9 protein-coding genes are annotated in these 13662 nt (G+C 41.7%); 3 read left to right on the plus strand and 6 right to left on the minus strand.

Annotated elements, in window-relative coordinates; translation table 11 throughout:
• Positions 1-5: 5 nt before the first annotated feature.
• Positions 6-671 (minus strand): hypothetical protein, encoded by a 666-nt coding sequence (locus ACXAFK_RS03420; RefSeq protein ID WP_474956803.1) that lies wholly within the window; start codon positions 669-671, stop codon positions 6-8.
• A 281-nt stretch (positions 672-952) separates the two neighbouring features.
• Here ACXAFK_RS03420 and ACXAFK_RS03425 point away from each other — a divergent pair, with 281 nt between their 5' ends.
• Complete coding sequence (locus ACXAFK_RS03425; RefSeq protein ID WP_474956804.1) at positions 953-2212, plus strand: aminotransferase class V-fold PLP-dependent enzyme; 1260 nt, start codon at positions 953-955, stop codon at positions 2210-2212.
• Here the strand turns inward: ACXAFK_RS03425 and ACXAFK_RS03430 are convergent.
• Entirely contained in the window at positions 2209-3105 is an 897-nt protein-coding gene (locus ACXAFK_RS03430) for a metallophosphoesterase (RefSeq protein WP_224836285.1), read from the minus strand. The genes ACXAFK_RS03425 and ACXAFK_RS03430 overlap by 4 nt on opposite strands.
• 117 nt (positions 3106-3222) lie before the next feature.
• Between ACXAFK_RS03430 and ACXAFK_RS03435 the strand changes: the two genes are divergently transcribed.
• A complete protein-coding gene (locus ACXAFK_RS03435) occupies positions 3223-5601 on the plus strand; it encodes a GAF domain-containing protein (RefSeq protein WP_474956805.1) in 2379 nt (792 codons plus the stop codon).
• A gap of 1 nt (position 5602) precedes the next feature.
• Here the strand turns inward: ACXAFK_RS03435 and ACXAFK_RS03440 are convergent, their stop codons facing one another.
• Complete coding sequence (locus ACXAFK_RS03440; protein WP_252080735.1) at positions 5603-6793, minus strand: Pycsar system effector family protein; 1191 nt, start codon at positions 6791-6793, stop codon at positions 5603-5605.
• Positions 6794-6848: 55 nt separating this feature from the next.
• Between ACXAFK_RS03440 and ACXAFK_RS03445 the strand changes: the two genes are divergently transcribed.
• Positions 6849-10562: a metallophosphoesterase gene (locus ACXAFK_RS03445; protein WP_474956806.1), complete on the plus strand. Its 3714-nt coding sequence runs from the start codon at positions 6849-6851 to the stop codon at positions 10560-10562.
• Here the strand turns inward: ACXAFK_RS03445 and ACXAFK_RS03450 are convergent.
• The 3 genes from ACXAFK_RS03450 to ACXAFK_RS03460 are packed head-to-tail and all read right to left on the minus strand — an operon-like array spanning position 10559 to position 13662.
• Positions 10559-11416, minus strand: a complete 858-nt coding sequence (locus tag ACXAFK_RS03450; protein ID WP_474956807.1) for a hypothetical protein — start codon at positions 11414-11416, stop codon at positions 10559-10561. The two genes, ACXAFK_RS03445 and ACXAFK_RS03450, sit on opposite strands and share 4 nt — an antisense overlap.
• A complete protein-coding gene (locus tag ACXAFK_RS03455) occupies positions 11409-12308 on the minus strand; it encodes a GyrI-like domain-containing protein (RefSeq protein ID WP_474956808.1) in 900 nt (299 codons plus the stop codon). The genes ACXAFK_RS03450 and ACXAFK_RS03455 overlap by 8 nt, the downstream gene beginning before the upstream one ends.
• A 22-nt stretch (positions 12309-12330) precedes the next feature.
• Positions 12331-13662 (minus strand): vanadium-dependent haloperoxidase, encoded by a 1332-nt coding sequence (locus tag ACXAFK_RS03460; protein ID WP_474956809.1) that lies wholly within the window; start codon positions 13660-13662, stop codon positions 12331-12333.

A 13662-nucleotide genomic window follows, 5' to 3' on the forward strand; every position in this document is an offset into this window, starting at 1 on the left:
CAATATTAGTCGTTGCCGTTTTCTACAGTGCTATCTTCTTCCTTTACAATGATCAAGCTGGCCCGAGAACCTGTGGAAAGGTTCCATCGGTTGTTGTGGATTACCACACCTGTATCATCGGTAACTAACACTTGTGCCGTATTGGGTCCAGAAGAACCTTGGTTGAGGGCCTCAAATTCGATTCGGTTAAAACCTTTCACCAAATCCAGGTTGATTCCTTTAAAGGAACCATCGAGCAATAGGTTATATTCGGCCACTTGGCCGTTTACATAAATTTTAATGCGGTCCCCGTCCACATACTCGTGGTCCCGGGCAACAATGCCCACAAATTTTGCTGTAGTTTTAAAATCGCCCAAGTATTGGTCGCCAAAATGTTCGTTTGCACCTTTTTCCTTTTTTTCCATTACTTTGGGATCGATCACCATATCGTGCCCTGCTTGCAATAAATGTCTGTCGGGGAGCATTTTTACACCCGGTTTCTCATTTTTGGAAGTAAGGTTTTCGTCCAGTACAGAGGGTATTCGCAGTAAAGTACCTTGGTTGCTTGCCTTAACATCGAGTTTGTTATTATCGCCAATCTTTAATGGTCGGGTGGTAGGCAAATCGCCCTGGGCGAACATAGGGAATGCCAAAAGCACAGTGCCCAACAAAACAAAAACTCTCTTTTTCATGGCAAGACAGGTAATAATGCAAATATAAATTTAGCAAATACCTTGCCACGAACATGATAAAATGGAGTTAAATCGTTAATCTGCAGGGTTGATGTTAATTTCTTTTTTTATCCAAATAGGGGACGTAGTAAAGGTATGCTCAAAATAATAAGATCTTGCTTTATGGGGATTTGATCAATAATAACGTTTACCTCATCCATTTTGCCGGCTTAAATTGTATCTTAACACAACTAAGTAAAAACAAAAAGTACCATTCTTTTTTTAATCGACCCAACATCAGAATGAAAAAGCGACAATTCTTGCGCCATATTGGACAAGCGGCCATGGCAGCTCCATTACTGCCGCTCACCGTGGAGAACAATTATAAGAATACATTGCCCTACCCGGATAAAAATACCGAGGCTTTTTGGGAGAGGATCAGACAGGATTATAAGCTAAGGCCGGATTACATTAACTTGGAAAGTGGATATTATAATATAATCCCTACTCCTATTTTGGAAAAATTTACCCAGCATGTACAAAACGTAAATTTTGAAGGATCGTATTATATGAGAACCGTGCAATGGGAAAATAAAAATAAGGCAGCGGCTCGGGTGGCCAAGTTGGTCAATTGTTCGGAAAAAGAATTGATTATTACCAGGAACACTACAGAATCCCTCGATATGATCATTGGGGGGTATCCTTGGAAAAAAGGGGACGAAGCTGTTTTTGCCGTGCAGGATTATGGTGCCATGCAGATTCATTTTCATCAGATGGAAAATCGTTATGGAATAGTATGCAAGAAAATATCCTTGCCCAATCATCCCGAATCCGACGAGGAAATAGTGTCCCTTTACGAATCCCAGATTACGCCTAGGACCAAATTGCTAATGGTATGCCATATGGTGAATGTAACCGGACAGATATTGCCCATTAAAAAGATTTGCGAAATGGCACATTCGCACGGGGTCGAGGTAATGGTGGACGGTGCCCATTGTGTGGGGCACATTAAGGTGGATATTTTGGATTTGGACTGCGATTATTATGGGGCCAGTTTGCATAAGTGGCTTGCTACCCCTCTAGGAGCAGGGATGTTGTACGTAAAAGAAAAACACATACCCAAAATATGGCCTTTATTGGCGGAACATGAGAAGGACCACACCAAGATCAGAAGACTTAACCATACTGGGACACATCCAGTACATACCGACCTTACCATTAACGATTCGGTAGATTATCTGGAAATGATAGGCCTGGAACGAAAGGAAGAACGCATGCGCTATCTTCAACGGTACTGGAGCGATCAATTGCGCCATGTGGAGAACGTGGTGATCAATACCCCGATAGAACCGCACCGAAGTTGTGGAATTGCCAATGTGGGCCTAAAACATATAAAACCAAGCGATATGGCCAAAATACTATTGGATGAATTTAATATTTGGACAGTGGCCATAGATTTTGAAAACGTTCACGGTTGCAGGATAACACCCAATGTATTCACCACAACGGCAGAGCTAGATCAATTAGTGATGGCGGTCAAAAAGTTGGCGGAGCGGACCTAATTTTCTATATAATCTTTAAGTTTTTCAGGACCTTCCAATAATACCCTCACAATTTGAAGCGTACCATCTGGTCTGGTATCTATGTGCCATTTAATCAGTGAAATGGTTCCGTTTTCGATTTCGATGCCGGTTATGCTCCTCGGGTGAACACAGCTCCCATCGTTAAAAAAGGGTATTTGCCCAGGTTCCGGAAATCGCGGCCGATGTGTGTGCCCCGCCAATGTAACAAGTAGGTTTTTACTGAGAATCCATCGTTTGATTCGTTTTTCGATTCGGATGAGCTCTTTGTAATTTTTAGCGGGACTTGTTGGGTCGGCAATGCCCACAACTTGGAGAGGTTTCCACAAGATCCTGACCAAAAAGCGGCCAATACGCCAACAGACATAGTTCCACCAATCCGCTTGGTGTCCGTGGATACAAAAGATCTCTTGTTCCGTATCCTTATGTTTTAAGATCAAAGCTTCGTGATAAGTAATGCCCTCAAAAAGTTCTTTGTCCGAACCATCAATGGGCTCAAAATAGTGGGAGAGATTTTTTTCTACGTATTCGGGGTCCCGGTACACCATATCGTGGTTGCCCCAGAGCATGTGCAAGCGTTGCTCCAAATGGAACCTTCGCAATAGTTGATACACGTTCTTGTGCGCTTCAAAAATGGAATCAAAGCTCAGGTTTTCCCAGAGTTCGTCACCATCGCCCAATTCTACATAACAAAAACCTTCGCGATAGTAATGGTTAAGGGCATGGAAGTATATATTTCGGTTATTGGCAAAATCATCGGCAAAGCTATTGTCGCCGCGATGACAATCGCTGAAAAAGATGAACTTGTCTTCCTCGCCGAACCAAATGGTCTTGGCATTTTTATAGGCACGGTTCAACCGGGATGAAGAGGACATGAAAATGTTTTTTGCTAAATATCCTTAAAAATGGTGATTTGTCCATAAAGATATCGATAAAAGGACGGGCATCGTTACTTTTTGTAACTTTGCATCACAATCCTCGACTAATTGCGTATGAAGCAAGATTACAATGCTGAAAGTCCTTTGGTTCAACTAGTTAGTTTCAATAAATTATTGGAACACTATGATGAACAGGTAAATAGCCCCAACGAGCATGTGGCCGAACGGGCAAAGTATGTATTGGACGTGCAGGCTCCGTACCCTATCTTAAGGGAAGGTTTTACGGACTTGTCCTTATTGGACAAGCACAAGGATGTAATCAGGGTGATCTTAGAAGATTCTTTTTCGCCCATCTTGACCAAAAATGAGATCAAGACGGCTTCGACCCCTTTTGAAAATATTGTGTTCAATTCTTCTGAACGATTTCGACAGATATTACAAGATGCCGGGGAGAACTTTGAACCAGAAATAACCAATATACCCAATGAGTTCGGTTACATTATGAGAAGTACCGTAATCCTCAAATTCTATTATGGGTACAACTTGGATTTTAAACGTCCTTTCTTTTACGATATCCCCGATACCAATGGGGTAATGCGCAGATACCGAATTTTGTACAACGCGGACTTTATGGAAATTACTCCCACCGAAAAGGCCAAGGAAATTACCCAGGAAGATGTAGATGAGCTGTTGGACAACTTTTATAACCTGGATCTGTGGAAAGAAAAAATTCCTCCCAATAGTTTTATCGCCAAAGGATTTGTTATTTCCAATATGTTCGATGTTACCGCGGAGCACTCGGTTTCGGAAATAAAATCTACCCTGATTGGAAAGACCCAAAAGGACAGGGAGTCCTTTATGGAGAGCTTCGAAGATACTTTTAGATCGTTTTTTAACCTGAACGATATTAAAGTAGGTTTTGCAGGGTATGATTCGAGTGCGAACCACTTTTTCAAGATCTACGGCAAAGGTATGGAGAGCTACATCCTTAACGGAAACGATATGGAGGAATGCGATTCATCTTTTTGTACCTATTCCCATGGAAAACTGTTTAAGGAGAATAAATATTTTGCAATTTCCAACGTAGAGAAATATTTTAAAAAGACAGAAGGAAAAGTCCAACCGTATAAAAACTTAATGGACCAAGGCATAAAAAGTGCCATTTTGGCCCCAATTGCCGTTAATGGGGAACTGGTAGGAGTGCTGGAACTGGTGTCAGGCAAAGTAAACGAGCTCAATAGCGTGAATGCCAATAAATTGGATGATGTTATGCCGTATATTGTTGCGGCAGTGATGCGCACCATTGAGGAGGAGGAAAACTTGATAGATGCCGTTATCCAACACGAGTGTACCTCTGTCCATCCGTCGGTCTATTGGAAGTTCCAAGAAGAGGCCAAACGCTTTATGGCCACCGAAATGGCCGGCGAAGAACCTGTGTTCAAGGAAATAGTTTTCAAGAACGTGTATCCGTTGTATGGCCAGATAGATATCAAGGATTCATCAAAAGAAAGAAATCTCGCGATTCAAAGGGATTTAATGATACAGCTTTCCGAAATAAACGATGTTTTGGAAATTGCTTTCAAAAAATACAAGCTTCCCATCTACGAAGAATTAATGTTCAGGGTAAACAACTATTTGAGCGAGGTTAAAGAAGCTTTGTTTACCCATACGGAACAAGCGGTTTTTGATTTTGTAAAAGAAGAAGTGTGCCCCGTGTTCAATCACCTACAAAAAGGAGAGGACACCGAGATAAAAGTACTTCTGGATAAATACAACGAGAAAATAGATAGAGCTACCGAAAGTTATTACGACCATCGTAAAAATTATGATGACAGTGTAATGGAGGCCAACATGAAGCTGGCAGCTTTACTGGACAAAAAACAGGAAGAAGCACAGGAGATGTTCCCACACTATTTTGAGCGATACAAAACCGATGGAGTGGAGCATAACATGTACATAGGAAGTTCCATAGCCAAGGATAGGGAATTTAGTGAGTTGTTCTTGAGCAACCTAAGGCTTTGGCAACTTCAGGTAATGTGCGAAATGGAAAACAGATATTACGCCCTAAAGCCCCATTTGCCGGTAAAATTGGATGTGGCCTCCCTATTATTGGTGTACAGTACATCTTTGGCCATACGTTTTAGAATGGACGAAAAGCGTTTTGATGTGGACGGTACATATAATGCAAGGTACGAGGTGATTAAAAAGCGTATCGATAAATCCTATATCAAAGGGACCAATGAGCGCCTTACCCAAAAAGGAAAGTTGTCCATAGTGTATTCGCAACGTAAGGACGAAAAGGAATACCTAAGGTACATCAGCTTTTTAAAGGCCAAGGGTTATTTTACCAATAATATAGAAATTGTTGAGCTCGAAGGTGTACAGGGTGTATCTGGATTAAAGGCGATCAGGGCCGAGATTTTATATCAAAAGGATAAAAAATCGGAAAGGACCTATACGTATGATGACCTAATGGCCGAATTGAGTCTTTGATCTAAAAAATCAATCTGTCCGGTCCAAAAAACCTAAATGCGATTCCAAATGCAAGTACCGATATAATTATGCCCAGCATAAATATGTTGTAGGTTACGCGCAAAATCTTGTATTTTCGATCTAGGACCACGCCCAAGTAGTAGAGGTCTTTGGTGAGAGAGGAGTATACATAATCCTTATCCTTGATCAATTCTTTTAAAGCCCATTCGTATTCTTGTAGCTCCATTTTATGGAAATTGCCAAAGAACAACAGATTTACCCTTTTTTTCTCAACATCTTCCTTGGTGAACTTGCCCGATGTAATATTCGGCCTAGTGGCCAACACGGAAAGGACCATGGAAATTACACTGAACAAAATCAATATAAACGTGGGGTAGATCATGTAGGAGTTGGAAGGATTGTCCAATTTGGTGAACAAATTGGCCAGTACCAAAGAAATTATGATGGCGTTTACAGATAGCAAAATGTTGGCCTTGGTATCTGCAATATCACTAAGTTTTAAGTGGTTGCGAAGGGTTACGCGATATAGTGTTTGTACACTGCGGTCAGGACTTTCACTTTTATATTTGGCCTTTAAGGCCTCTTTCTTGGCGATCTTCTTTTCGTCTTTCTTTTCTTTAAGAAGTTGTTTTAGGTTTTTTTGCTTTCCGTCTTCCCAATTTTCCTTGGCATAATCCGTATAAAAAACATGATTTCGGAACATTTTAATGTTCTTGTCCCTCCATTGCTTGGAGGTATATTTGCCAACACCCAATTCCTCAAGTTCGTCTTTTAAAAAATCGGTGGTCTCCCAATAGCTTCTCTTTGCCAAATGCGAAAAATCCGCGTCACAAATTATGCTCTCCATTAAATTATCGGGCTCTTTGGACATTTTGGTGGCCATGATCAAGGAGCATACTTCCTCTATAGTAGTGTTATCCACCCCGTTATCCGTAAGAAAATCGGTTGCGATCTTACATCCTTTTTCTTCGTGTTCTTCCATTCCGTTCACATGGCCTACATCGTGGAACCATGCCGCAACGAGCAATCTTTCATTTTCTACCTCTCCAAGGTCATAGTAGTTGATCAATTCTTTAGTACTTTTAACAACTCGTTCGGTATGTCGTAAGTTGTGGTACAAGAACTTGGAATCTAGCTTTTCTGTTAATAGATTGGTAACGAAGAGTTTAGTTTTTTCAACAATTTCCGACATATCTTCTGATTGGAGACATCCAAATTACAAAATTTTGGAATCAACCTTGTGAGATATGAAGAAACATTACTTTATAGGCTTATTAATTGTGTTTTTGTATGGCTGTGCAACGTACCAAACCAAATATGCCGAGCCTTTTACCAACAATACCGGGTGGGAAGATAAAGAAGTAGAGCACACTTTTTATCTGATAGGAGATGCAGGGAAGTCTCCCATGGGAGAGCTCAACCCCACCTTAAAAAAAATCAAAGATGTTTTGGACAATGCCGACAAAAATAGCACGGCAATTTTTTTAGGGGACAATATTTACCCGGCAGGTTTTGTGGATAAAGATAAAGATCGAGAAGGATATGAACATTCCAAACATTATTTGGATGCGCAATTGGCTACTTTGGATAATTTTAAGGGGAAAACCTTGTTTATTCCTGGAAACCACGATTGGTACAGCGATGGGCTGAAGGGTCTAAAAAGAGAGGAGGAATACGTGGAGGATGCACTGGACGATAATGAAGCCTTTCAACCGGAGAACGGCTGCCCCATTGAAGATATAGAAATCAACGATGAACTATTGGTAATTGCCATCGATACGGAATGGTACCTGGTCAATTGGGACAAGCACCCAACCATGAATGATGAGTGCGAGATTAAAAACAGGGGCCGGTTCTTTGAGGAGTTTGAAAGTTTGATTAAAAAAAACAGGGATAAAACCATTCTTGTGGCCATGCACCATCCTATGTTCACTTATGGGTCGCACGGTGGTCAATATTCCTTTAAACAAGGTCTGTACCCTAATGGTGGCAAGGTGCCCATGCCCATTTTAGGGCCGGCGATCAATCTTTTGAGAAAAACTTCCGGGGCCACGGCAGAAGATATTACCAACAGGCGTTACAACGAACTGAAAAAACGAATCGTAACCCTCTCTCAATATTCGGACAAGGTGATTTTTGCTTCTGGTCACGAACATACGCTTCAATACATTAAAGAGTTTGGAAAACCACAAATTGTAAGCGGTTCCGGAGCCAAAACAGGAGCCACACGCTTATTGAATGGCAGCAAATTTTCCACCGGAAGAAATGGATATGCCATTCTTAAAGTATTCACGGACGGCTCTTCCAAAGTCGAGTTCTATGGTGCCGATGCAGATAGTCACGAGCTTTTGTTCGAAACCCAAGTCCTACCTCCTGATAGATCTACTAAAAAAGTGGAACTTTCCGATGAGTTCCCAGCATACAAAATGGCTTCGGTGTATTCGGCCGAGGATATAGAAAAAAGTGGGTTTCATAAGTGGCTTTGGGGTGAGCGTTATCGAAAATATTATGCCACACAGGTAAAGGCCCCCACCGTTCGGCTCGATACGCTTTTTGGTGGATTGACTGTGGTCAGGAAAGGAGGGGGGAATCAATCCAATTCGTTGCGACTTGCCGATAGGCAAGGAAAGGAATATGTAATGCGCGGCCTAAGAAAAAGCGCCGAAAGATATTTGCAGGCCATTGCTTTTCAGGATCAGTATATTATAGGTCAGTTTGAGGATACCTACACAGAAAAGTTGTTGTTGGACCTATATACCGGCGCACACCCATATGCCCCTTTTACCATAGGTAAACTTTCCGATGCCCTGGGAATGTTCCATACCAACCCGAAATTGTATTATGTGCCCAAACAATCTGTTTTGGGGGACTATAACCAAGAATTTGGCGATGAGCTTTATATGATCGAGGAGCATGTGTCCGACGATCACGATAACCTAAAAAGTTTTGGCTACACAAAAAAAATAGAAAGCACATACGACCTCATGGATAAATTACGAGAAGATGAGGAGTATAGTATCGATCACAAAGAATATGTAAAGGCGCGTTTGTTCGATATCCTTGTGGGAGACTGGGACAGGCACGTAGATCAATGGCGTTGGGCTGAGTTTGAGCAGGAAAACGGGAATAAATTATATAAACCCATTCCAAGAGATCGTGATCAAGTGTATTCTCGCTGGGGAGATGGTCTTATCATGAATTTTGGCTCTAGAGCTGTACCGGCACTTCGAATTTTTGAAGGATTTCACGAAAAAGTGCGAAGCGTTAAAGGCTTTACATCCTCACCAAGAACATTTGCTTTGGATATGGCATTATTGTCCGAAGCCGACTTGGATATGTGGATAGAGCAAGCCAAGTTTATCCAAGATAATATCAATGCAGATATTATTGATGATGCCTTTATGGCTTTTCCCGAAGAAGTTAGGGACGAAACACTGACGGAGATCAAGTCAATTTTATTGGCCAGAAAGCAAAACTTGGTCGAGACCGCTAAGGAATATTTTGCCGTGCTCAATAAATACAGTGTGGTGACGGGAACGGATAAAGACGATTATTTTAATATTGTATCCATGCCCAATGGGAATGTCGAGGTGCGGGGCTATAGAATAAAAGGTGGAGAGATGACAGACTTGTTTTTCAGCAAGGTCTACAGCCCAGAATATACCAAGGAAATCTGGTTGTATGGTTTGGATGATGATGATGTATTCAATATTAAAACAGCCGACTCCAAAATAAAGGTTCGGATTGCAGGGGGACAGAACAACGACATCTATAAAATCTCCGAAGACTCCAAAAGGATATCGGTGTATGATTTTAAAACTAAGAAAAATACTCTAGATGAAGCCTATGCCGGTAGGATCAAATTAGTGAACGATTATGATACCAACACCTATGACTTTTTGAATATAAAAGGGAATAACAACCAAGTGCTCCCCATGATCGGTTTTAATCCGGACGATGGGGTAAAAATTGGACTTACCAACACCTATACCTTTAATGGATTCAGAAAAAATCCATTTACGCAACAACATACTTTTAATGCGTCCTATTTTTTTGCCACCAATGGATTTGATCTAGGGTATAACGGGGAATTTGCCCATGTGTTCAATAAGGTCAACCTGGCATTGGATGCCCGTTTTACAAGCCCTAATTTTACCCTCAATTTTTTTGGTTTTGGCAACGAATCGGTGAACAATGATGATGATGAACCTTTGGGGCTGGACTACAACAGGGTGCGTATCCGAACATTACAGTTTTCACCTGCTTTGGTGTGGCGAGGATTTTATGGATCCAAGGTAAAGCTTGGGATTTCTTATGAAAATATCGAAATAGAGGAGACAGAGGATAGATTTATCAATGAATTCTATATTGCCAACGGAGAGGAAAGCCATTTAAGTTTCTTTGGTGCGGATGCCTCTTACCATTATTCCAATGCGGACAATACTGCTTTCCCGACCATCGGAATGGCTTTTAGCCTGGAAGGTGGGTTCAAAACCAATCTGGACGATTCTTCAAGGTCCTTTGGTTACATAAAACCTTCCTTTTCCATGGACCATAAACTTACCGCAGATGGTCGAGTTGTGTTGGCCTCAAAAGTTAACGCGCATTTTACCCTTGGGGACGGCTACGAGTTTTATCAAGCAGCAAGTTTAGGGGGCAACAATGGACTTCGTGGTTTCCGTTTCCAAAGATTTACGGGAAAAAAGGCCTATGTTCAAAGTACCGACCTGCGTTATAGTTTTAGGCGTACCAAAACCGGTGTGTTGCCGGTAACCCCGGGTATATATGGTGGTTTCGATTATGGACGGGTATGGTTCCCTGGCGATGAATCCAAAAAATGGCATAATTCCTATGGGGGTGGTTTTATTTTGAACGGTGCCGACGTCCTATCTGCCAACTTTGGACTCTTTAACAGTACGGATGGTGTGCGTTTTGCCTTTGGCCTGGGGTTGGGATTTTAGTCGATATCCAACCTGTATAGTTTACGACCACCATGGTTGTTTTGCTCATCGGCAATAAAAAGTGTGCGATTATCTACAAAACAGATCGATTCTGTTTGTGTAGGAGTGTTGATGTCTATTATCTTTATGGATGCATTGGTAAAGTTGGGAGCATCAAAATCTGTCAACAGGAATATGTAACCATAGCTTAAAAGAGCGATAGTTTTGCTATCCGGGGAAATATCCGCCCCGGTTACCGAGCAATGATCCTGATCACTGCACAAGAACAGATCACCCAAAAACTCGGCCTTGTAGTCCCCTTCTTTATCCGGTACACGATATATCCATGTTTTTCCGGAGTACGGTCTTGTTCTGTTTTTGGTAAAAATATAGAGGTGGTCATCCAGGTGAAAAAAACCTTCGGTGTCAAAATAGAGATTCTCTTTTTTAGGGGGAAACTCTTTCTGCTCAGGGTACTTAAACTCGATTTTTTCTGCGTTGGGCTCTTTTTTGCCCATTTCGTCTTTAGGAACCTTGTAAATCACCAGGTTTTTGCGGTCATTTCCATTATTTCCAAAATCCCCGATATAAAGGTTGCCATTGTTGTCCATGGCCAAATCTTCCCAATCCTCATTTTTGGCATGGTCTATTTCCAAAGACTTTTTTATATCACCCTCTTGATCTACCAAATAGACATGGTCTTTGTTGCCGCTATCCTCTATCACCCAGATTTCCCCATCTTGGGTAATTTCCATACCCGATACTTCTTTTAGTTTGGATGGAAACTTGCCCATGGGATCCAATTGTGCCAAATAGGACTTTTGTGCACAGGCCTGTAATGCTATCAAAATAAAAGCAAAGACAATTTTATTCATTGGTTTCCTTTATGGGCATAAATACCTCCGTGGTCCATTCCAGTTCGTTTCCTCCCATATTTGGGTTGTTGTAGAAAATTTCCAAAGGCTGTTTCTCGATTGGGATACTATTCTTTTCCGCATAGTCCCAAATGGCATACCAAGCTCGGTCGGATGTTATGTAATTTCCGTGATAAACTGCTTTAATGGCGTTTTTGCTAAAGATTCGTTTGTACTCAATATCCGGATGGTCGGGCAAACGTTCCGAACGTATGATAGGATTACAAAAGTTATAGGATAGACTATTGTTTTCCAAATCCCAATCCAGTACTTCTACAAAAGGAGGGCCATTTAGCTTTATTTCTTTTTCAATTAGAATGGCGTTCAAAAAATTGTAATTGGCCATCATACCCTTGGCTTTGTCCTCTGGGGTTGTTTTTAGTTGTACACAGGCGCAGAACGAAGAGAAGGTTTCCTCTTCTCCTTCGATAGAAACCGTAAAATTCTTTATATGATCGATCAGGAAATCGTTAAAGTCCAAAAGGAGTTTTCGTGACCCTTTTTCAAAATCGGTGTCGGCAAAGGGAACAGCCAACCTATTGTTCAACGAATTGTGCAAATCTTTGATATTTACCTGAACAGCACTTAGCGAATCGTGAATCGGGTCGATCTCCCATTCGTACACATGAGTGGAGTCGTTCACAAAAATGGTCTGCTCAAAGTGGCGGGGGCTCGTGTACCGGATGGGTGACACCGAGTCGAAACCTTGGTTCCAAGCCTTAACAGTTTCGAATATGGTGCCGGGTATGGCCTTTGCCTTGAAATTAACTTGATAATCCTGTGGTTTTAAAAAAAGATACCACAGAATCACCCCCACTAAAAGGGCTAAAATAATTGAACTGATCTTCCTCATAACTAAGGAACAAAAATAGGGATTAACCTTTGGTCATATCCAATTTGTCCACTACAAATTTTCCAAGATCTCTACCCTGCTTAATGCCTACAACAATGGCTGCACGGTAATGGATACCACCGTACATTCGGCTCAATGCAGCCTCGTCAGCTGCTTGATTAAACGAGGTAAACGATCGAACAGGCAGTCCATAGGCTACTTCGGTGTCGTCATCAAAAGCAAAATCGTCACCAAAAATATCGGTTAAGGCAACGGCCGCAGCACCGGAAACTACACTGTGTCCGCTGGTGTATTCGGGAAATGGGGGAGTTTGTAGAACGGGCTCCCAGCTATCGTCAATGTACTCGTTAATTACGGTTTCCGGACGGATAAGATTACTTCTGTATTTCTCGTCCCAACAACTAATAAAGGCATCTGCGATCGCAATAGATGTTTTTGTATAGGCATAAACGGTTTTGGCAAAGTCGGCATTTGTTTTTCTGGAAGCAATTTTGGATATGCCGATCCAATGCGCTCCAGGTGTAATTTTTTTTGTTGCGAACATTAGGTGTCCCCGGGTTACCGAAACATAAGGGTTGCAATCCCAAAATTGTGCAATGGCAATTTCTTCGGATTTATCACCTTTTCCGATCATACTTTTGCGTACTTCATAAACTTCCATCACCTCTTTGTAAAAATCGGAGTCTTTTTCCATTGAAAATTCTGGAGGAGGTATAGGTTTAAATTGTTGAGCTGAATCTATGGCAAAGGGACGTATTTTCTCCCAATGTGGTTCAATACCGTTCATGTAGGCCGGGGGGGTGGGCTGCCATCTGGAGGGGTCCTCTGAATCCACTGAAAACTTGGGCATGGTACGGGTTTCCTTGTAATTGTCCTTATCCATCCATTCGCCGATAAAATTGGCTACTTGCAGGCCGTATTGCTTGGAAGCCATAAAAACAGGTTCATTTTTTTCTGTCCAAATAGTATAAAGGCTGTCTCGGAAACTTTCGATCTTCTCCTCGGAAAAGATAAGTCTCTTGTTCAAATCCATGTGGGCCACCAAGGCTGCCATTTCGTAATTGATGTTCTCCTCGTTTTCGGGTTTTGGAATGCTTTCCAGACCGGTAACCTGCCCCGCCAAGGAATTATATGAATCATTTTTTAGGGCCACGATTTCGTAAGCGGCAATATTCGGGTAGGCAAAAATCCTACTGGCAACGGGAGGAGAGAAAATATCATGAATCATGACCTCGATGACTTTGTCCACAGAAGCATGGAACTCCTCTGGAGAAATTTCAATAGGTTCCTGTTTTTTTTGGCATGATACCAGAACCAATACCAATGCTGTGATTATGCTTATTCTTTTTTTCAT

The organism is Flagellimonas sp. ABD4_174, assembly GCF_056160185.1.

Excerpts from the sequence above, each read along its gene's own strand:
- ACXAFK_RS03425 (WP_474956804.1), top strand. The coding sequence starts at position 953 with ATGAAAAAGCGACAATTCTTGCGCCATATTGGACAAGCGGCCATGGCA.
- ACXAFK_RS03455 (WP_474956808.1), bottom strand. The coding sequence starts at position 12,308 with ATGAGGAAGATCAGTTCAATTATTTTAGCCCTTTTAGTGGGGGTGATT.
- ACXAFK_RS03435 (WP_474956805.1), top strand. The coding sequence starts at position 3,223 with ATGAAGCAAGATTACAATGCTGAAAGTCCTTTGGTTCAACTAGTTAGT.
- ACXAFK_RS03460 (WP_474956809.1), bottom strand. The coding sequence starts at position 13,662 with ATGAAAAAAAGAATAAGCATAATCACAGCATTGGTATTGGTTCTGGTA.
- ACXAFK_RS03420 (WP_474956803.1), bottom strand. The coding sequence starts at position 671 with ATGAAAAAGAGAGTTTTTGTTTTGTTGGGCACTGTGCTTTTGGCATTC.
- ACXAFK_RS03445 (WP_474956806.1), top strand. The coding sequence starts at position 6,849 with ATGAAGAAACATTACTTTATAGGCTTATTAATTGTGTTTTTGTATGGC.
- ACXAFK_RS03450 (WP_474956807.1), bottom strand. The coding sequence starts at position 11,416 with ATGAATAAAATTGTCTTTGCTTTTATTTTGATAGCATTACAGGCCTGT.
- ACXAFK_RS03430 (WP_224836285.1), bottom strand. The coding sequence starts at position 3,105 with ATGTCCTCTTCATCCCGGTTGAACCGTGCCTATAAAAATGCCAAGACC.
- ACXAFK_RS03440 (WP_252080735.1), bottom strand. The coding sequence starts at position 6,793 with ATGTCGGAAATTGTTGAAAAAACTAAACTCTTCGTTACCAATCTATTA.